17 protein-coding genes and 1 pseudogene are annotated in these 19,062 nt (G+C 63.7%); 9 read left to right on the forward strand and 9 right to left on the reverse strand.

The window, feature by feature from the left end; genetic code table 11:
- The first annotated feature begins 37 nt into the window (after positions 1-37).
- A complete protein-coding gene (locus PG883_RS18980) occupies positions 38-2,425 on the forward strand; it encodes a VolA/Pla-1 family phospholipase (RefSeq protein WP_270807643.1) in 2,388 nt (795 codons plus the stop codon).
- A gap of 292 nt (positions 2,426-2,717) precedes the next feature.
- On the opposite strand, the gene glpG is transcribed toward PG883_RS18980, so the two are convergent.
- Positions 2,718-3,551: a rhomboid family intramembrane serine protease GlpG gene (glpG, locus tag PG883_RS18985; protein WP_029313427.1), complete on the reverse strand. Its 834-nt coding sequence runs from the start codon at positions 3,549-3,551 to the stop codon at positions 2,718-2,720.
- A 29-nt stretch (positions 3,552-3,580) separates the two neighbouring features.
- A complete protein-coding gene (gene glpE / locus PG883_RS18990) occupies positions 3,581-3,904 on the reverse strand; it encodes a thiosulfate sulfurtransferase GlpE (RefSeq protein ID WP_005307320.1) in 324 nt (107 codons plus the stop codon).
- A gap of 187 nt (positions 3,905-4,091) precedes the next feature.
- Between glpE and PG883_RS18995 the strand changes: the two are divergent.
- Positions 4,092-4,639 (forward strand): annotated as a pseudogene (locus tag PG883_RS18995) (LysE family translocator).
- On the opposite strand, the gene PG883_RS19000 reads toward PG883_RS18995, so the two are convergent.
- From PG883_RS19000 to PG883_RS19025, 6 genes are all read right to left on the reverse strand, one after another.
- Complete coding sequence (locus PG883_RS19000; protein ID WP_069652902.1) at positions 4,618-5,463, reverse strand: AraC family transcriptional regulator; 846 nt, start codon at positions 5,461-5,463, stop codon at positions 4,618-4,620. The pseudogene PG883_RS18995 and the gene PG883_RS19000 overlap by 22 nt on opposite strands.
- An 82-nt stretch (positions 5,464-5,545) precedes the next feature.
- Positions 5,546-6,247 carry an ABC transporter ATP-binding protein gene (locus PG883_RS19005; RefSeq protein ID WP_053288910.1) on the reverse strand — a complete coding sequence of 234 codons (702 nt, stop codon included), beginning with the start codon at positions 6,245-6,247 and terminating at the stop codon, positions 5,546-5,548.
- Positions 6,248-6,257: 10 nt separating this feature from the next.
- Entirely contained in the window at positions 6,258-7,031 is a 774-nt protein-coding gene (livG, locus tag PG883_RS19010; RefSeq protein ID WP_010672381.1) for a high-affinity branched-chain amino acid ABC transporter ATP-binding protein LivG, read from the reverse strand.
- Positions 7,028-8,296, reverse strand: coding sequence for a high-affinity branched-chain amino acid ABC transporter permease LivM (locus PG883_RS19015; RefSeq protein ID WP_039041002.1), 1,269 nt, complete (start codon positions 8,294-8,296; stop codon positions 7,028-7,030). Before PG883_RS19015 ends, livG begins: the two co-directional genes overlap by 4 nt.
- 82 nt (positions 8,297-8,378) lie before the next feature.
- On the reverse strand, positions 8,379-9,305 hold the full coding sequence (gene livH, locus PG883_RS19020; protein ID WP_010672383.1) for a high-affinity branched-chain amino acid ABC transporter permease LivH: 927 nt from the start codon (positions 9,303-9,305) through the stop codon (positions 8,379-8,381).
- Positions 9,306-9,371: 66 nt separating this feature from the next.
- Entirely contained in the window at positions 9,372-10,493 is a 1,122-nt protein-coding gene (locus PG883_RS19025) for a branched-chain amino acid ABC transporter substrate-binding protein (RefSeq protein ID WP_161646795.1), read from the reverse strand.
- Between the two features lie 435 nt (positions 10,494-10,928).
- Between PG883_RS19025 and PG883_RS19030 the strand changes: the two genes are divergently transcribed.
- Positions 10,929-11,933: a substrate-binding domain-containing protein gene (locus tag PG883_RS19030; RefSeq protein WP_010672385.1), complete on the forward strand. Its 1,005-nt coding sequence runs from the start codon at positions 10,929-10,931 to the stop codon at positions 11,931-11,933.
- Positions 11,934-12,010: 77 nt separating this feature from the next.
- On the opposite strand, the gene norR is transcribed toward PG883_RS19030, so the two are convergent.
- On the reverse strand, positions 12,011-13,534 hold the full coding sequence (gene norR / locus PG883_RS19035; RefSeq protein ID WP_104452079.1) for a nitric oxide reductase transcriptional regulator NorR: 1,524 nt from the start codon (positions 13,532-13,534) through the stop codon (positions 12,011-12,013).
- A 170-nt stretch (positions 13,535-13,704) separates the two neighbouring features.
- On the opposite strand from norR, the gene norV reads away from it, so the two are divergent.
- The 6 genes from norV to PG883_RS19060 all read left to right on the forward strand — a co-directional run bounded on the left by norV (position 13,705) and on the right by PG883_RS19060 (position 18,907).
- Positions 13,705-15,189, forward strand: a complete 1,485-nt coding sequence (gene norV / locus PG883_RS19040) for an anaerobic nitric oxide reductase flavorubredoxin (RefSeq protein ID WP_161646794.1) — start codon at positions 13,705-13,707, stop codon at positions 15,187-15,189.
- Positions 15,186-16,352, forward strand: a complete 1,167-nt coding sequence (norW, locus tag PG883_RS19045; protein ID WP_270807647.1) for an NADH:flavorubredoxin reductase NorW — start codon at positions 15,186-15,188, stop codon at positions 16,350-16,352. The genes norV and norW overlap by 4 nt, the downstream gene beginning before the upstream one ends.
- Positions 16,353-16,403: 51 nt before the next feature.
- Positions 16,404-16,745, forward strand: coding sequence for a DUF1971 domain-containing protein (locus PG883_RS19050; protein ID WP_270807649.1), 342 nt, complete (start codon positions 16,404-16,406; stop codon positions 16,743-16,745).
- A 120-nt stretch (positions 16,746-16,865) separates the two neighbouring features.
- Positions 16,866-18,083, forward strand: coding sequence for a 4Fe-4S binding protein (locus PG883_RS19055; RefSeq protein ID WP_270807651.1), 1,218 nt, complete (start codon positions 16,866-16,868; stop codon positions 18,081-18,083).
- Positions 18,084-18,272: 189 nt separating this feature from the next.
- The gene (gene tnaC / locus PG883_RS23960; protein WP_223302601.1) at positions 18,273-18,344 is read left to right on the forward strand and encodes a tryptophanase leader peptide; all 72 of its coding nucleotides are present in this window, start codon (positions 18,273-18,275) and stop codon (positions 18,342-18,344) included.
- Between the two features lie 203 nt (positions 18,345-18,547).
- On the forward strand, positions 18,548-18,907 hold the full coding sequence (locus PG883_RS19060) for a beta-eliminating lyase-related protein (RefSeq protein ID WP_270807653.1): 360 nt from the start codon (positions 18,548-18,550) through the stop codon (positions 18,905-18,907).
- The last annotated feature ends 155 nt before the right edge of the window (positions 18,908-19,062 follow it).

Here is a 19,062-nt window from a genome sequence, read left to right on the forward strand (position 1 = left end):
TCCAGTTGGTGATGTTGTGTGTTGACTTGCCCATCTCATGTGCCCGGTAATTGATCCGGGAGATCAGATCACCACTTGGCTAGATAGTTCCCTGATTTGTGCAACAAGGCCGCTGAGCGGCTCCAATGCAGTCCGACCCAGCGCCCTGGCAGCCCGTGCGACCGACGGTACCCTGAAATTCTCCACGGAAACGGCGGATCTCTCCAACCCGGTGTCCGCCCTCTCCACCCTGGATGGCTGGTCGACTACCCAGGCGATCCAGATAGTGCCGGTGACGGCCTCCGGCATCCAGGTCAAGGCGCCGGCCGCCGATGAATTCGCAGCCTCCGTGGCACCCCTCTACCTGATGGAGCTGGAGTTTGACAGTGCTGCCCTGCGTCCGAGCGGCGTGAAGAAGGTGCTGACCTACGGGGTGGACTTCGTGGTGGCCGAGACGACCGGCAAGCTGAATCTGGTGCCGCTCAAGCCGCTCAACCCCTCTTCCTACTACATGATAGTGGCGACCGATACCCTCAAAGACAGCACGGGCGCCCCCCTGCGACCGGGTAGCGACTACAGCAACTACAAGACCAGCACCGGCAGCAACGCCCAGGAGCAGACCATCAGCGGCCTGATTGCGCTGCAGGAAGGGCTGTTCAAGGCAGCCACCGGCATCACCAGCGACCACGTGATCTTCTCCGACTGGTTCGGTACCCAGTCCGGTGCGGACGTGCTGGTGGCGGTGAAAGGGGCGGCCGCATCCGTGCTCAAGAGCCCGACCCTGGACGCCGCCGCCCTGTGGAAGCAGGACGCCCTGGGCAATACCAGCCTGCCTGGCACCTATACCCTGTCGGTGAGCGGCGGCAGCCCCTTCCTGACCCAGCTGGACGCCGAGAACTTCCTGCCCCAGGAGCAGAAGGATGCGATTGCCGCCGCTTTTGGTGACGGCACTCCACTCCACAATCTGGCCTTGGGTACCACCGTCTACAGCGGTACCGTCAAGCTGCCCTACTTCCTCTCCTCCCCGGCCACCGCCGGCTCCTGGGACAAGGCGAAGACCCAGTCCTGGCACGGTGCCATCCCCAGCCTCTACGCCATCGCGAACGCCCTGAAGGCCCAGGATGCCGAAGTGATCGGCGGCCTGGTGGGGGCGGGTGTGGATCCGGCCCTGCTGGGCGAACTCATCGCCGATCCGAGCCGTCAGGCCGAGCTGCTGGCGGAGGCGAGCAAGCTGATCGGGGTGACCCTCACCTCCGGCGGCAAGGCGCTGGATCCCGAGATGAATATCGGGCGCTTCAACCCGCTGCCGGCACTGGAAGAGGTGCAGTCCGTCCCGATGCGGATCTTCGCCGCCGCGCCGCTGGCGAACATCACCGACGTGATCATCTATCAGCACGGCGTCACCTCGGTGAAGGAGAACGCTTATGCCCTGGCCCTTGGCCAGATTGGTGCCGGTGCCCAGGCGAGCAAGAACGTGGCCGTGGTGGTGATCGATCATCCGTTGCACGGTGAACGCGGCTTCGCCCTGACCGGCAGCATGGACTCGGTGACCACCTCCGACAACCCGACCCCCTACCTGAACCTGAGCTACCTGACCGTGGCCCGCGACAACCTGAAACAGAGCGTGGCGGATCTGCTGGGCCTGCGTCTGGCAGTGGGGCTGGCCAATGCCAAGGGCGCCATCGGCACCGCAGGCAGCCTCAAGGTACACTTCCTGGGTCACTCTCTGGGCGCCATCGCGGGGGCCAACCTGCTGGCGGTGGCCAACCAGTCTGTTGGCAACCCGACGGCAGACGCCCTGTTCAAGTTCGACACTGGCGGCCTGGCCATGCCGGGTGGCGGCATAGCGCCGCTGTTGCTGAACTCACCGACCTTCGGTCCGACCATCCAGATGAGCGTGCTGACCGCTGGCAGTGCGGCCCTGAAGGCAGCTTTTACCGCCTACGCCCCGAACTGCAAGACGGCAGTACCGACCTGCTTCGTCAACGAATTCCTGCCGAGCCAGGATGCGGCCACCCAGGCCACGGCGGCCAGCACCCTGCAGAGCTACAGCTTTGCGGCGCAGTCGGTGCTGGATTCGGCAGACCCCATCAACCTGGGGAGCGGCATCGCGGCGGACTTCCCGCTGTTTGCCACCGAAATCGTCGGCGACGGCGCCCTGAGCCTGTCGGATCGAGTGATCCCGAACAGCATCGCCACCGCCCCGCTGGGTGGCACCGAGCCGCTGTTCAAGGTCCTGGCCCTGCAACCGCTGACCGCCACCGGCGCCGCCAACCACAGAGCGGCCCGCTTCGTGGCCGGGGGTCACAGCTCGCTGCTGGCACCGGACGAGAACTTCGATCCGACCGGCGCCGTCACCACCGAGATGCAGACCCAGTTCGGCAGCTTCTTCGCAAGCGGCGGTACCGCGGTCAAGGTGACCGACGGCAGCCTGCTCAAGCAGTAAGCCGGCCGACCAATAAAAACGCCGCCCCAAGGGGCGGCGTTTTTTTATGGCAAATCGGCTCAGGCTGGCCTGTGGTGCCTGTCCAGCCAGCCCTGGGCAAGGCCGACCAGCAGACCCGCCAGGTGAGCATGTTGGTGGTCGCTTTGGTTGCCGAGCCGTTGCCGGCAACCAGGCCTCACCCCGGCCTGTGGTGCCTGTCCAGCCAGCCCTGGGCAAGGCCGATCAGCAGGCCCGCCAGGTGAGCCATGTTGGTGGTCGCTTTGGTTGCCGAGCCGTTGCCGGCAACCAGGCCTCACCCCGGCCTGTGGTGCCTGTCCAGCCAGCCTTGGGCAAGACCGACCAGCAGGCCGACCAAATGGGCCATGTTGGCGGTGGGGGTGCCGAGCATGTCCAGGAAGCCGAGCACCAGCCAGACCAGCATGAAGCCCATCAGGGCTGGCGGCATGGCGAGGCCGCAATCCGGTTGCAGCCTGGTTCGCAGCCAGCTGTAGCCGAGCAGGGCATAGACCACCCCGGAGAGGCCGCCAAAGCGCGGGCCGCTGACAAAGAACTCGGCGATATTGGGCAGGGCAGCCCCGACGATAAGCAGGATGAACAGCTTGCCGCTGCCGAGGCGCTGCTCTATCTGGCCACCGAGATACCACCACCACAACAGGTTGAACACCAGATGCAGCACCGAGAAGTGGATGAAGGCCGGGGTGACGTAGCGCCAGGCCTGCCAGTCGGTGAACTGGGCCAGGGTGGGGTGGAAGGCGAGCTCGTCGAAGATGGGCAGGCCGATGGCATCCAGAGCGTAGATGGCCAGGCAGGCGATGATGACCACCAGGGTCAGGGGGCCCGCCTGGTGGAGGAAGTCGGTGACCGGATCCGTCATCCCCTTGCTGTAGTCGATCCGGGCATCGGCATGGCCGGATTGCCAGGAGGCCTCCATGTAGCGGGGGTGATTGGGTTCGCTCAGGAAGCGTTTGACCTCCTGCTGGGCCTGGGCGAGGCGCCGTTCGTCCGCCAGCCAGACCGAGACGCCGAGCTCGGACTGGGTCAGCTCGCACGGAATGCCCAGGGTAGCGAGATAATCCACCAGCGCCTGGGCCATGCGGGCGTCGCCCAGCACCAGCAGCTGGATCATGCCGGTGGAGGAGGAACGACCCGCCTCTGTCATGCGTCCCCCGCCTGGATGGGGAACTCCCTGCGCCAGGCCTCGAAACCGCCATCCAGGCTATAGACCTCGTCATAGCCCTGTTGCAGCAGGTACTGGGCCGCCCCCTGGCTGCTGTTGCCGTGATAGCACATCACGATGACGGGGGTATCGAAGTCCACCTCGTTCATAAAGCGAACCAGGGTGCCGTTGGTGAGGTGGAAGGCGCCGACCGCGTGGGCCGTCTCGAAGGATTGGGGATCGCGAATGTCCACGAGACGGGCTTCGCCTGCGCTCAGCTTCTGGTGGGCATCATGGGCGCTGATATGGGCAAACTGGTCCATTGAGATGTCCTGAAAATGGAGGGTTGAAGGGCAGTTTACCGCAAGCGGCGGTTTGCGCTAAGTGTGCAATGGGGGCGGCATCCAGGGGATCGCAATTTTCTTCAATATCGGGCCGCCCGGGCCGGGTAGGCTCGGACTTCCCTCAATTGAACGAGCATCATCCATGGAATTCAGTCTGCTGTTATCCATGGCCGGGTTTGCCCTGGCCATGTCCATCTCCCCGGGGCCGGTCAATCTGGTCGCCCTTGGCACCGGCGCCCGGTACGGTTTCACGGCCAGCCTGCGCCACGTGGTGGGGGCCACCCTCGGCTTCATCCTGCTGCTCCTGCTGATGGGGCTGGGTCTTGGCGGCGCCCTGTCCCGCTGGCCTGTGGCGCTGGGGGCCATTCACTGGGGCGGCGTGCTCTTTCTCGGCTGGATGGCCTGGCAGTTGCTGATGGACAGCGGCGAGGTGGAGGAAGTGGAGGGCGTGCCCCCCGCCTTCTGGTACGGGGCCTTGATGCAGTGGCTCAATCCCAAGGCCTGGCTCGCCGCCAGCATGGGGATGGGAGCCTATGGGATCGCGGGCGGCATGAGCCAGATCGCCCTCTTTACCGGCATCTATCTGGTGATTTGCCTCGGCTCCATCGCCTGCTGGGCCTATGCGGGCAGCCGATTGCAGGGGTGGCTGGTCTCAATCGGGCCATGGCGCTCTTGCTGCTGCTCAGCGCCGCCTATCTGGTGCGCTCGTCCTGAGGGGCGAGCTGCGCTCTGTACTGGCCCGGGGTGGCGGCCACCCGGCGTTTGAACTGGCGCTGGAAGTGGGCCTGATCGGCAAAACCGCTGGCAAGGGCCACTTCCGCCAGGGGCTGCCCCTGGCGCAGCAGGGTGCGGGCGTGGCGAATGCGCTGATCGAGCAGGTAGGCGTGGGGCGTCATGCCGTAGTGGCGGCTGAAGGCGCGCACGAAGTGGGAAGGGGTAAGCCCGGCCACCGCACTCAGCTGTGCCAGGGTGAGGGCGCAGGCACTCTCGTCCTGCATCAGCTCGGCGGCTCGCTGCAGGTGCCGGGGAGGGCGGTCATCCCACTTGGCCGGGGTGAGCCTGGCCAGAAGCTGGCGGCTGAAGAGGTGGCAGGCCACTTCGCGAGCCAGGGGATCCGGCTCCTCCACCAGTTGCCGGTGAAGCCGGCAGAGCCCCTGGTAGAGCAGGGGATCCCGGCTTGCGGTCATGTCGAAGGGGCGAAACGCGTTGCCGAGCCCGGCCTCCTCCTGCTGGCGCTGCAACCAGAGGTTGTCGATGTAGAACATCAGATAGGACCAGGGCTGGTCCGCGACGGGATTGCAGGCGTGCACCTCTTCCGGGTTCATCAACACCAGGCTGCCGCGGCCGACCTCTTGCAGGCTGCGCTGGTTGAGGTAGTGGCTGTGGCCGCCGGTGATGGCGCCGATGGAGAAGTGGGGGTGGCTGTGCTTGTCGTAGCAGACGCGCCGGCCATCCTGCACCGCCCGCGCCTCGATGAAGGGCAGGGCGGGATCGTGCCAGAAGTGGTGCTGATCCTGCGTCGCCCGCGCACGGCTCACGATGTGCTCCTCGGCGGGGGGCTGTTCCCCTGCCTGGCTCGGGGAGCGCGGCAGGGGAAGGGTGACGATGGTTGCTGCATCCTCAGCCGCCGAGATAGGCCTGGCGGACGGCGGGGTTGGCCAGCAGGGCCTCTCCCGTGTCTTGCAGCACCACCCGGCCGTTCTCCAGCACATAGCCGCGATCCGCCAGCTTGAGCGCCTGGTTCGCGTTCTGCTCCACCAGGAAGATGGTCATCCCCTTCTGGCGCAGTTGCTCTATGGTGTCGAAGATCTGCTGGATGACGATGGGCGCCAATCCGAGGGAGGGTTCATCAAGCAGCAGCAGGCGCGGCTTGCTCATCAGGGCGCGGCCGATGGCCAGCATCTGCTGCTCGCCGCCGGACATGGTGCCTGCCCGCTGCTCCAGCCGCTCCTGCAGGCGGGGGAACAAGGTAAATATCTGATCCAGCAGGCCGCGCTGCTCCGCCTTGTCGACGAAGAAGGCCCCCATCAGCAGGTTCTCCTCCACCGTGAGGCGGGCGAAGATGCGGCGCCCCTCCGGCACCACGGCGATGTCCTTGCGCATGATGCGGGCGGTGGTGAGAGAGTCTATCTGCTCCCCCTCGAACCAGATGGAACCGCTGCTGGGCTTGGGCTCGCCACACAGGGTCATCAGCAGAGTGGTCTTGCCGGCGCCGTTGGCGCCGATCAGGGTGACGATTTCCCCCTCTTTCACCTCGACGCTGACGTCGTGCAGCGCCTGAATTTTGCCGTAGTGGGTCGATACGTTGCGAAGTTCTAACATCTTTTTGTCCTTACGACTCGCCCAGATAGGCCTTGATCACCGCCGGATTGCTGCGGATTTCGTCCGGTTTGCCGTGGGCCAGCGGGGTGCCCTGGTTGACCACGAAGATGCGGTTGGAGATCTCCATCACCAGCTTCATGTCGTGCTCGATCAGCAGCACCGAGACCCCGAACTCGTCCCTCAGGTTGGAGATGAGCTCGTTGAGCTCGTCGGTCTCCTTGGGGTTGAGGCCTGCGGCCGGTTCATCCAGCATCAGCAGTTCGGGCCGGGTCGCCATGCAGCGGGCGATCTCGAGGCGGCGCTGCTGGCCGTAAGCCAGGTTGCCCGCGGCGCGGTTGGCGAGATCCTTGAGGCCCACCTTTTCCAGCCAGAAGGCGGACTGCTCCAACCCCTCTTTCTCGGCACGGCGGAAGGAGGGGGTCTTGAACAGGCCGGCGATGAAGCCGGTATTGAGATGCCTGTGCTGGGCCACCAGCAGGTTTTCCACCGCCGTCATCTCCTTGAACAGGCGCACGTGCTGGAAAGTCCGCACTATGCCCTTGCGGGCGATGAGGTGGCCGGGCAACCCCTGGATCTCCTCACCCTTGTAGCGAATGACACCGCCACTCGGGCGATAGAAGCCGGTCAGGCAGTTGAAGATGGTGGTCTTGCCCGCCCCGTTGGGGCCGATGATGGAGATCACCTCCCCCTTTTCCACATCCAGCTTGACGCCGTTGACCGCGAGCAGGCCGCCAAAGCGCATCGACAGATCTGAGACATCCAACAATGGTTGATTGTTGCTCATTTACGCAGCTCCATATGGGGTCGACTCATGGGCAGCAGTCCCTGCGGCCGCCAGATCATCATGAATACCATCAAGAGACCGAACATCAGCATGCGATATTCGTTGAACTCGCGGGCGAGCTCCGGCAGCACCGTCATCACGATGGCCGCCAGCACCACCCCGATCTGGGATCCCATGCCTCCCAGCACCACAATCGCAAGAACGATGGCCGACTCGATGAAGACGAAGGATTCCGGGCTGATGAAGCCCTGGCGCGAGGCGAAGAAGCTGCCGGCAAAGCCCGCGAAGCAGGCGCCTATGGTGAAGGCGGTCAGCTTGATGATGGTGGGGTTGAGCCCCAGGGACTTGCAGGCGATCTCGTCTTCCCGCAGCGCCTCCCAGGCACGGCCGAGCGGCATGCGCAGCAGGCGGTTGATGACGAACAGGGTCGCCACTACCAGCACCAGGGCCATCAGGTAGAGGAAGATCACCTTGTGGTTGGCGTTGTAGGCGATGCCGAAGAAGTCGTGGAAGGTGCCAAAGCCCCCATCCTTGACGGTGCGGTTGAACTCCAGGCCCCCCAGGGTCGGTTTCGGAATGCCGGAGATCCCGTTCGGACCGCCGGTCAGGGTGGTCATGTTGTTGAGCAGGATGCGGATGATCTCGCCAAAGCCCAGGGTGACGATGGCCAGGTAGTCCCCCCGCAGCCGCAGCACCGGGAACCCGAGCAGGAAGCCGAAGGTGGCCGCCAGCAGACCTGCGATGGGCAGACACTCCCAGAAGCTCAGACCGAAGTAGGTGTTGAGCAGGGCGTAGCTGTAGGCGCCGACCGCATAGAAGCCGACATAGCCGAGGTCGAGCAGACCGGCGAGGCCCACCACCACGTTCAGTCCCAGCCCCAGCATGATGTAAATCAGGGTGAGGGTGGCCAGATCGATGGCGCCGCGAGAGGCCATGAAGGGCCAGCTCACCGCAAACAGCAGCACCAGCACGGCGGTGAGGTTATAGAGCTTGGGGGCCTCTTCGGGGCTTGGCAGCACCAGCTTGGTGAAACCGACGGAGAAGCCGCTGATGGAGGCCTGGAACAGCCGGCTTATCTGGCCGCGCAGCATCTGGAACCAGAAGACGATGGTGGCGCCCCCCAGCAGCCAGGCCAGCGATACATCGAGGCGGCTCACCACCAGCAGGCGGGAGCCATCGGTCTCCAGCTTGAAGCCGAGCAGCCAGAAGGAGAGCACCAGCAGCACCAGGCTGGCGATGCAGGCATGGATAAATTGACGTTTCATCAGACTTTCTCCACTTCCGGACGGCCGAGAATGCCAGTGATGGTCATGAACAGCAGCACGAGGGCATGCATAGATTGGTTTTTCATACCTTCTCGACCTCCGGACGACCCAGGATGCCGGTGGGCATGAAGAGCAACACGAAGATGAGCAGGGCGAACGCCATCACATCCTTGTACTCGGTGCTGAGATAGCCCGCGGTGAGCGCTTCCACCACGCCGAGCAGCAGGCCGCCCAGTACGGCACCGGGAATGCTGCCGATGCCGCCCAATACCGCGGCGGTGAAGGCCTTCAAGCCCGCCATGAAGCCGAGATAGGGGTTGATGACACCGTAGTACATGCCGAGCAGCACCCCCGCGACGGCGGCCAGGGCGGCCCCCAGCACGAAGGTGATGGAGATGACCACGTGGGTGTCTATCCCTAACAGGTTGGCCATCTTGATGTCTTCGGAACAGGCTCGGCAGGCACGCCCCATGCGGGAGCGGCCGATGAACTGGGTCAACGCCAGCATGGTGACGAAGGTCACCACGAAGATGATGAGCTGCATGTAGGAGAGGCTGGCCTGGAAGCCATCCTCGCCGCCGAGGGTCCAGCCCCCGGAGATCAGAGTGGGCATGGCGATGTCACGCGAGCCCTGGGCCATCCGCATCATGTTCTGCAGGAAGATCGACATGCCGATGGCGGAGATGAGGGGGATCAGGCGGTTGCCGCCCCGCAGCGGACGATAAGCCACCCGCTCTATGGACCAGCCATAGCTGCCGGTGATGATGATGCTGACCAGGAAGGCTCCCCCCAGCAGCAGCACGGTGCTGTCGATGCCCATCATCATGAGCCCGGCCATCACCATGAAGGCGACATAGGAGCCGATCATGTAGACCTCGCCGTGGGCGAAGTTGATCATGCCGATGATGCCGTAGACCATGGTGTAGCCGATGGCGATCAACGCATAGGTGCTGCCTATGGTCAATCCGTTCAGCAACTGCTGAACCAGATAAAGAAGGTGTTCGGACATACCGCGTTCCCTGTGTACTTGCCCGCAAAGAAAGGAGGGGTGACTCACGTCACCCCGACCGGCAGATTATTTGAGTTGAGTGGAGGTACCGTCGGCGTGCCACTGGAACACACCGAATTCGAAGCCTTTCAGGTCACCGTTCGGCGCCCAGGTCAGGGGGCCCATCACGGTGTCGATCGGTGCGGCCTTGATGGCGGCAGCGACGGCAGCCGGATCATCCTCGCCCGCCTTGGCGATACCGGCCGCCAGGGCCTGCATGGCGGCATAGGTGGTCCAGACGAACGGACCGGAGGAGTCCTGACCCTTGGCCTTGAACGCTTCTACGATGGGGGCGTTGGCCGGCACCAGGTCATATTTGTTCGGCAGGGTCACCAGCAGGCCTTCGGAAGCCGGGCCGCCGATGGCGGAGATGTCCTTGTTGCCCACGCCTTCCGGACCCATGAACTTGGCCTTCAGACCCTTCTCGCCAGCCTGGCGCAGGATCAGACCCAGCTCCGGGTGGTAGCCGCCGTAGTAGACGAAGTCGACGTTCTCTTTTTGCAGCTTGGCGATCAGGGCGGAGAAGTCCTTGTCGCCGGCGGTGATGCCCTCATAGGCCACGACCTTGACGCCTACCTTGTCCAGCGCGGCTTTCACGCTGGAGGCGATGCCTTCGCCGTACTGTTTCTTGTCGTGGATGACGGCCACGCGCTGGGGTTTGACCTGCTCGATGATGTACTTGGCGGCGGTCGGGCCCTGGTCGCTGTCCAGACCGATGGTACGCAGGGTCAGCTGGTAACCGCGCTCGGTGATCTTGGGGTTGGTGGAGGCGGGGGTGACCATCAGGACCCCTTCATCTTCATAGATGTCGGAGGCGGGCAGGGTGTTGTCGGAGCAGAGGTGGCCGACCACGAACTTGACGCCGTCGTTGATCACCTTGTTGGCGATGGCCACGGCCTGCTTGGGATCGCAGGCATCGTCATAGATGACGGCTTCGATCTGCTTGCCCTTGATGCCGCCCGCCTTGTTGATCTGCTCGACCGCCATCTTGCCGCCGGTGAACTGCATGTCACCGTACTGGGCGACCGGGCCGGTCAGGGGGCCGGCGATGCCGATCTTGATGGTGTCGGCCGCATTGGCCATGGAAACTGATCCAAACAGAGCCAAAGAAACCGCTGCTCTGACTGCCATTTTGCTGAAGTTATGCATTGATTCGTCCCTTAATCAGTGAATTGTTTCATTTTATGCACGTCATTCCGAGCCTGTGTCCCGCCAGCCCGGCGATAGATAAGGTTCTATCATTCCTCGCCGGGCAATAACAAGATGTTAAAGATACTAACCGGAGCAGGTGTGAGAGGGGTTTTGTGAAACTAACACGCAGTTTATTGCTGTTTACTGGAGTTTAATGTCGTCAAGGTGGTGCAACATACAGATAACAAATTGTCATGGTGACAATTTCCAGAGTAAAAAACTGACGATATTTCATTCTGCGTCCGCTCTCATTTTGACCAAAATCCGTTTGCGCAAAAAGAAATGACCGCATAGATTAGCCAGCATTGATAATTCACTGGCAGCGCCCGTTAAAACCAAGCCTTTATTCGGGAAATCTGCTACTGTTCCGCCTTTGTTATTCAGGAGACAGAGATGGCAACTATCAAGGATGTCGCCTCGCGCGCAGGCGTATCCATCTCCACCGTCTCACATGTACTCAATCACACCCGTCGGGTCAGCGAAGACGCAACCCAGAAAGTGCTTGAGGCGGTGGCAGAGCTGAACTACGCGCCCAACTCGGTGGCGCGCAGTCTCAAGATCAATTCGACCAAGACCATTGGCATGCTGGTGACCACTAGTGCCAACCCCTTCTTCGCGGAAGTGGTACAGGGGGTGGAAGCCTACTGCTTCGAGCAGGGTTACAGCCTGATCCTGTGCAACACCGAGAACCAGCCGCCCCGCCAGCAGCACTATCTGCGCATGCTGATGGAAAAGCGGGTCGACGGCCTGCTGGTGCTGGGGACCGATATCGACACCCAGTTCAGGGACATGCTGCGTATCCACAAAAACGTGCCGCAAGTGGTGCTGGACTGGGGCAACGAGTGCGATTTCGCCAACGTGATCAACGACAACGCCCGCATCGGCGCGCGTCTGGCGGTGCGCCATCTGCTGGAGCAGGGCCACACCAACATCGTCTGCATCACCGGCCATCTCGCCAAGCCGACTACCCAGCAACGGCTGGACGGGGTGCGCGATGCCCTGGCTGAACAGGGGATGACCCTGAAAGAAGAGCAGATCTTCGAAGGGGACTACGAGAGCCAGAGCGGCTTCGATGCCATGCAGCGCATCCTGGCCCTCACCCCTCGCCCGACCGCGGTCTTTGCCTTCGACGATCCCATGGCCATCGGTGCCATCTGCGCCGCCTGGGAGGCCGGGGTCAAGGTGCCGGACGATATCTCCATGATCGGCTATGACGACGTGGAGATGGCGCGCTTCTCCAGCCCGCCGCTCACCACCATCCGCCACCCCAAGGCCGAGCTCGGTCTGCTGGCGGTGCAGCAACTGGTGAGCCGGATCCGCAACAAGGAGCTGGAAGTGGAGTCCATGACGGTGCAGCCCGAGCTCATCGTCCGCCGCTCGGTCAAGTCCCTGCGCTGACGGCGCCACGGGTGCCATGAACACGAAACCCCCTCGCCAGCGAGGGGGTTTCTGTTTTTGGGCCCCTCTCGTGGGCGTCAGGCCTTGAGGCCGAGCCGTCTGGCGAGGCGGTGCAGGTTGCCGCCGTCCAGATCCAGCGTCCGGGCGGTGGCGGCCCAGTTGCCGTCATGGGCGGTCAGGGTCTGCTCGATGAGCTGGCGCTGGAACAGATCGGTGGCGGCGCGAAGGCCCAGGCCGGCAATGGCCGGGGAGGCGGGCTGGCTGACGGTGTCGGCGGGCAGGGATGAGCCCGTCGGCCCCAGGTTGAAGTGGTGGGGTTCCAGGGTCGGCGAGGGGCTGCCCTGTTCGGCCCGCGCCAGCACGGCGGCGCGGTGGATGGCGTGCTCCAGCTCCCGCACGTTGCCGGGCCAGTCGTGGCGCTCGAGCAGTTGCAGCACCTGTGACTGGATACGCAGCTGCTCCAGCCCCAGGCCGAGCCGGCAGCGCTCGCAAAAGTAACCGGCCAGCAGGGGAATGTCGCCTGGGCGCTCCCGCAGTGCAGGGGCGTGGATCGGGAACACGCTCAGCCGGTGGTAGAGGTCGGCCCGAAACTGCCCCTCGACCACCGCCTGTTTCAGATCCCGGTTGGTGGCCGCCAGGATGCGCACATTCACCTTGAGCGGGGTGTCGTCACCGATCCGCTGCAGATCGCCGTATTGCAGCACCCGCAGCAGCTTGGCCTGCAGCGCCAGGGAGAGCTCCCCTATCTCGTCGAGAAACAGGGTGCCCTTGTCCGCGAGCTCGAACTTGCCCGCCCGATTGTGGATGGCGCCGGTGAAGGCCCCCTTCACGTGGCCGAACAGCTCGCTCTCGGCCACGGATTCGGGCAGGGCGGCGCAGTTGAGGTAGACCAGGGGGGCATGGGCGCGGGGCGAGCCGCCATGCACCGCCTTGGCGATCAGCTCCTTGCCGACCCCGGTCTCCCCCAAAATCAGCACGTTCAGCTCGGAGCTTGCCACCACGTCTATCTCGTGGCGCAACCGGGCCATGGCGGGGGAGTGCCCTATCATCTCCGGCTGCTCGGGGCCGGGCCGGGTGCCGGCCAGGGGCTCGCTGCTTTGGCGGGCGAGCCGCTCCAGCAGCAGGGCGTTGTCGAGGGCGGCGGCGGCCAGGGCCCCCACCAGCCGCAGCTCCTCGTCGCTGATGCCGTCGAACTGGGTCGGGTTCATGCCGTCTATGGTCAGGGCGCCGATCAGCGCCTGCTCCGAGAAGAGCGGCAGGCCGACACAGGCGTGCACCTTGAAGTCGTCGTGATCCGGCAGCAGGCCGTCATAGGGGTCGGGCAGGGCGCTGTCGGCAGGGAAGCGCACCACATCCCCGGCGCGGGCGATGGCCTCGAGGCGCGGGTGATCCTTGAGGGCGAAGCGGCGCCCCAGCACGTCCTGCATCAGGCCGTCGATGGCGAGCGGGATGAACTGGCCCCCCTCGTAGCGCAGCAGGGCCGAGGCATCCGATTTCAGCAGGCTGCGCACGCTCTGGATCAGGCGGTGGAAGCGGTCCTGATGAGAGATGCCGAGTTGCAGGTCGAGGGCGATGCGCGCCAGGCTGTCGGTCGAGATCACGATAATTGTCCAAATGACAGTATGTTTGTGATTTTGACTATAACGGTGTGGTGTCTTAATGACAACGAGTGATATGAGAAGCCATTAAAAACAATTGGTTACAAGTTGGCACGTCCGCTGCAATAGCTGGTTCAGTTGAACATCCACTATTGCATTCGAGGAACTGCCTGATGAGCATTCACGTCAAGAACAACATCCACTGGGTCGGCCAACGGGACTGGGAGGTACGCGACTTCCACGGCACCGAGTACAAGACCCACAAGGGCACCAGCTACAACAGCTACCTCATCCGCGAAGGGAAAAACGTGCTGATCGACACCGTCGATCACAAGTTCAGCCGGGAGTTCGTGCAGAACCTGGCGGCCGAGATCGATCTCGCCGCCATCGACTACGTGGTGATCAACCACGCCGAGGAGGATCACGCCGGCGCCCTGACCGAGCTGATGGCCCGCATTCCCGGCACCCCCATCTACTGCACCCACAACGCCATCGATTCCATCACCGGCCATCATCACCACCCGGAGTGGAACTTCCACCCGGTCAAGACAGGTGACAGCCTGGACATCGGCAACGGCAAGCAGCTGGTATTCATCGAGACCCCCATGCTGCACTGGCCCGACAGCATGATGACCTACATGACCGAGGATGCGGTGCTCTTCTCCAACGACGCCTTCGGCCAGCACTACTGCGACGAGCACCTGTTCAACGACGAGGTGGATCAGAGCGAGCTGATGGAGCAGTGCCAGCGCTACTACGCCAACATCCTCACCCCCTTCAGCCCCCTGGTGACCGCCAAGATCAAGGAAGTGCTCGGCTTCAACCTGCCGGTGAGCATGGTGGCCACCTCCCACGGCATCGTCTGGCGCGAGGACCCCACCCAGATCATCCTGAAATACCTGGAGTGGGCCGACCACTATCAGGAAGACCGCATCACCCTCTTCTACGACTCCATGTCCAACAACACCCGCATGATGGCCGACGCCATCGCCCAGGGCATCCACGAGGTGGACCCCGGCGTGGCGGTGAAGATCTACAACGTGGCCCGCCACGACAAGAACGAGATCCTGACCCAGGTGTTCCGCTCCAAGGGGATACTGGTGGGCTCCTCCACCATGAACAACGTCATGATGCCCAAGGTGGCGGGCATGCTCGAAGAGATCACCGGCCTGCGTTTTCGCAACAAGCGCGCCTCGGCCTTCGGCAGTTACGGCTGGACCGGTGGCGCGGTGGACCGGATCCAGACCCGATTGATGGACGCAGGCTTTGACATCAGCATCTCTCTCAAGGCCAAGTGGCGGCCGGATGGCTCGGCGCTGGCCGAATGCCGCGAGCATGGTCGCCAGCTCGCCCGTCAGTGGGCGTTGCACCCGCTGGACGCACCCCGCCCGATCACCACAACCCAGACAACCGTGACGCCCGTCCCCGCGATGCCTGCTGTTGAGCCGCAAGCCGCAGCGGCCGCCGCCGAATGGGATGACGACCAGGCCATGCTCTGCACGGTCTGCCAGTGGGTCTATGACCCGGCCCAGGGCGAGCCGGATCAGCTGGTGGCGCCGGGCACCCCCTGGGCCCAGGTACCGGAGAGCTTCCTCTGCCCGGGTTGCGGCATCGGCAAGGAGGTATTTGAACCCTGCGCCGTGGAGGCCTGTGTATGAGCGCAGCAACGCAGAGTGACGCCGGCATCAGCCGGGAGATAGTGGTGATCGGCAGCGGCTTCGCCGCCCAGCAGCTGGTCAAGAGCCTGCGCAAGCTGGATGCCGAGCAGCCCATCCGCCTCATCACCGCCGACAGCGGTGACGAGTACAACAAGCCTGACTTGAGCCACGTGGTGAGTCGGGGCTGCCCTGCCGCGGCCATGACCCGCCAGAGCGGCAGCGATTTTGCCGAGCAGCAGCGCATCGCGCTGCTGCCCCACTGCCCGGTGCATGGCATCGACCCAGCAAGGCGGTTGGTGCTGACCGAGCAGGGGGAATTCCCCTACGGCAAGCTGGTGCTGGCCACCGGGGCGAGCGCGGCGCGCCCCGATCTGCCGGGCAGCGAACACCTGGTCACCCTCAACAGCCAGCAGGAGTTCGCCGCCATCGAGGCGCAACTGCGCCAGGCCCGCCGCATCCTGGTGCTGGGGGCCGGCCTCATCGGCTGCGAGCTGGCGATGGACATGGCGAGCGCAGGAAAAGAGGTGACGCTGGTGGATCTGGCCGACAGCCCCTTAAGCGCCCTGCTGCCCGCCGCCCTGACCGAGCCGCTGCAACAGGCGCTACGCAGCCAGGGGGTCAGCCTGCAGTTCGGGACGGGTCTCGCCAGGATGGATGCCCAGCCGGGGGATGGCTGGCGGGTGACCCTGACCAATGGCCGCATCAGCGAGCAGGATCTGGTGATCGCCGCGATCGGCCTGCGGCCGAATCTGGCCCTGGCCCGCGGGGCCGGGCTGGCAGTGGAGCGTGGCATCCTGGTCGACGATCGGCTGCAGACCAGCGACCCCCATATCTTCGCGCTGGGGGATTGCGCCCAGTGGCAGGGTGAGCTGCTCCCCTTCCTGCAACCCATAGTGCTGGGGGCCAATGCGCTGGCGCGCACCCTGCTCGGGACGCCGACCCCGCTGACTTTGCCCCCCATGTTGGTGAAGGTGAAGACGCCGCGCTACCCGCTGCAACTGGCCGGTCGCACCCGGGGCGAGGATCTTGCCTGGCAGTGCCGCTGGAACAGCCACGGCATGGTGGCCGAGGCGCGCGACCAAGCCGGCGAGCTGTGCGGCTTCGTGGTGGGGGGCGACCAGATGAGCGCCGCCTTCCCGCTGCTGCGTCAGCTGCCCCGTTGAACCATTGATAACCGAAGGCCGGGCTGACCCGGCCACTCGAGGAGAATTGATATGGCCATGCAACTGATCCCGTCTCACTGGGTGGTGCGCCGCTCCACCCCCTTCTTCACCCGCCAGAATGTGCCCCAGGCCCTGCTCACCCACCACAACACCGCGGCCGGGGTGTTCGGCCAACTCTGCGTGATGGAGGGCACCGTCACCTATCACGGCTTTGCCGACGAACAGGCCGAGGAGCCCGAGGTGAGCCTGGTGATCCGGGCCGGGGAGTTTGCCACCAGCCCGCCCCAGTACTGGCACAGGGTCGAGCTGTCGGAGGATGCCCGCTTCAACATCCACTTCTGGGCCGAGCAAGCCGAATCCGACCAGCCGCTGTTCCACAGCCGCAAGGCATAAGGCTCAATCGCGGGCAGGGGCACTGGCCCGAATCTCCCCCTGTGCCTATGCAGATCAAAATAATCAACTCAGATGTTGGTTATCCTTGCCGCCAGATCGGGTGTACGCAGTGGAGGATGCATGAGCGTGATTGAGGCGATGACCATGGTGGCCGGACTGGTCTATCTGGTCCTGTTGGTGTTGAAAACGGGGCCGGGCTGGTCATCTCGACTCTCCCTCGGAGTGCTGGTCATTGCTTGGCTGGCGGCGGCAGATGTCAGCCTCTGGCTTGGCCTGGGGCTGGTGGTCGGCAGTCTCAGCCTGCTTCATCGCATCCAGCCCTTCCCCGCACTGGACGAGCTGGGCAGTCAGTCGCTGCGGGAGTGGGCGCGTCATCTGCTGCTGCTCTGCTGGTTGCTGGTGTCGGTGCAATATGGGGTCTATATCTGGCTGCTGGCACGGGGGACGGTTCCCTGGCTGGTACGCCCCGACGTGGTGGACGGTTTCCTGCCCATCGCCGGTGGTCTCGGGCTGCGGGCCTGGCTCGGGCAGGGGCTGACGGACCCCCATCACCCGGCGGCCACCGTCACCGTGCTGGTGCTCTCCCTGTCGGCCCTGCTGCTGGGTCGGGCGTTTTGTGCCTGGTTCTGCCCGCTCGGGCTGGTGGGGGAGTGGCTGCACGGCCTGCGCTCGCGCCTGTTGCCGGGGGAGTGGACCCCGCCGCGCTGGCTCGATGCCGTGTTGCGCGGCCAGAAGTTTCTGGTGCTCGGCTTTCTGCTCTTCATCATATTGCTGGCGGTACCCGCCGCCGCCCTGCCCGGCTACCTTGCCAGCCCCTACCATCAGGCGGCGGACATGAAGATGGGGGCCTTCTTCTTCAACCTGACCCTGATCTCGGGCCTGTGCCTTGGCTGGGTGCTGCTGCTCACCGCCACCTTCCGGCAAGGGTTCTGTCGCTACCTCTGTCCCTATGGCGCCTGGATGGCCCTGCTCGGCCTGCTGACCCCGCTGCGCATTCGCCGTGACCCGGCCCGTTGCCTGCGAAGCGCGGGCCACGACTGCGACAAGTGCAGCCGGGCCTGCCCGTCTCGCATCCAGGTACACCAGCTCATCGCGGTGCGCAGTCTCGAGTGCACCAGCTGCCAGAGCTGCGTGGCCGCCTGCCCCAAGCGGGCCGATGCCCTGCATCTTGGCACACAAGGGCAGCGACTCGCCCCCCGCCAACTGCTGGGGCTGCTCTGTCTGTTGCTGCTGGTGTTGCCGCTGCTCGCTTACGGCTTGCTGGATCTCTGGGTCAGCCAGACACCGATCCCTGACCGCTACGAGTTGTTGCAGCGGCTGCCCTGGCTGAGCCACTGAGGGGGGAAAGGGCAAAAGGTGAATGATGGGGGGATCTTTCGGATTGGCGATAATAAGCTGTATAAAAATCCCCCGCCAAATTGTTAGCGCCATCCCACTTTGCTCATATTGCAATTGATCATATAGCGCTCCCCACCATAATGGGTGCTGTTATTTGGCGTTGTTAATATCAATTGGATGAGCAACAACATGAATATCAAGGTCAGCTATCCCAAGTGGTTTACCCTGGACCATAAGATCGCGTTCTTCTTCCCGCTGTAATTCCCCGCGGCGGCGCGGCATGCCTGCCATGCCACGAGCCCGCCTCCATTCCTGAACTGAAATAGCTGCACATATCTTCGCCTGTTTATTCTGGCGAGGCGATGTCGTGCACCCATTTCACAATATTTCCCACCTGCCGGACATTCTATTTTCGGCGGGGGAAGAGACTCATTTTGAATATTTAAATCTGGGGTGTTTATATTATGGAAAACTTCAAGCATCTGCCCGAACCCTTCCGTATTCGTGTCATCGAGCCGGTCAAGCGCACCACCCGTGCCTATCGGGAAGAGGCCATTGTCCGGGCGGGCATGAACCCCTTCCTGCTGGACAGCGAAGACGTCTTCATCGACCTGCTGACCGACAGCGGCACCGGCGCCATCACCCAGGACATGCAGGCCGCCATGCTGCGCGGTGACGAGGCCTACAGCGGCAGCCGCAGCTACTATGCCCTGCAACTGGCGGTGCAGGAGATCTTCGGCTACTCCCTGACCATCCCCACTCACCAGGGGCGCGGCGCCGAGCAGATTTACATCCCCGTGCTCATCAAGGGAAGGTGCGAATAAGCGGGGAAATTCTTCTCGGCTGACTCAGTCATTTCATTTTTTCAGTTTGAGCCGATTTTTTCTCCCGTAAATGCCTTGAATCAGCCTATTTAGACCGTTTCTTCGCCATTTAAGGCGTTATCCCCAGTTTTTAGTGAGATCTCTCCCACTGACGT

It is taken from the genome of Aeromonas sp. QDB25 (assembly GCF_027707725.1).
In the GTDB taxonomy this organism is placed as follows: Bacteria; Pseudomonadota; Gammaproteobacteria; order Enterobacterales; family Aeromonadaceae; genus Aeromonas; species Aeromonas caviae.

What these genes read in the sequence shown, in the direction of transcription:
- PG883_RS18980 (WP_270807643.1), top strand. Translation starts at nt 38, where the DNA reads ATGTGCCCGGTAATTGATCCGGGAGATCAGATCACCACTTGGCTAGAT.
- glpG (WP_029313427.1), bottom strand. Translation starts at nt 3,551, where the DNA reads ATGATCCAGCTGCTGGTGCTGGGCGACGCCCGCATGGCCCAGGCGCTG.
- glpE (WP_005307320.1), bottom strand. Translation starts at nt 3,904, where the DNA reads ATGGACCAGTTTGCCCATATCAGCGCCCATGATGCCCACCAGAAGCTG.
- PG883_RS19005 (WP_053288910.1), bottom strand. Translation starts at nt 6,247, where the DNA reads ATGTTAGAACTTCGCAACGTATCGACCCACTACGGCAAAATTCAGGCG.
- livG (WP_010672381.1), bottom strand. Translation starts at nt 7,031, where the DNA reads ATGAGCAACAATCAACCATTGTTGGATGTCTCAGATCTGTCGATGCGC.
- PG883_RS19015 (WP_039041002.1), bottom strand. Translation starts at nt 8,296, where the DNA reads ATGAAACGTCAATTTATCCATGCCTGCATCGCCAGCCTGGTGCTGCTG.
- livH (WP_010672383.1), bottom strand. Translation starts at nt 9,305, where the DNA reads ATGTCCGAACACCTTCTTTATCTGGTTCAGCAGTTGCTGAACGGATTG.
- PG883_RS19025 (WP_161646795.1), bottom strand. Translation starts at nt 10,493, where the DNA reads ATGCATAACTTCAGCAAAATGGCAGTCAGAGCAGCGGTTTCTTTGGCT.
- PG883_RS19030 (WP_010672385.1), top strand. Translation starts at nt 10,929, where the DNA reads ATGGCAACTATCAAGGATGTCGCCTCGCGCGCAGGCGTATCCATCTCC.
- norV (WP_161646794.1), top strand. Translation starts at nt 13,705, where the DNA reads ATGAGCATTCACGTCAAGAACAACATCCACTGGGTCGGCCAACGGGAC.
- norW (WP_270807647.1), top strand. Translation starts at nt 15,186, where the DNA reads ATGAGCGCAGCAACGCAGAGTGACGCCGGCATCAGCCGGGAGATAGTG.
- PG883_RS19050 (WP_270807649.1), top strand. Translation starts at nt 16,404, where the DNA reads ATGGCCATGCAACTGATCCCGTCTCACTGGGTGGTGCGCCGCTCCACC.
- PG883_RS19055 (WP_270807651.1), top strand. Translation starts at nt 16,866, where the DNA reads ATGAGCGTGATTGAGGCGATGACCATGGTGGCCGGACTGGTCTATCTG.
- PG883_RS19060 (WP_270807653.1), top strand. Translation starts at nt 18,548, where the DNA reads ATGGAAAACTTCAAGCATCTGCCCGAACCCTTCCGTATTCGTGTCATC.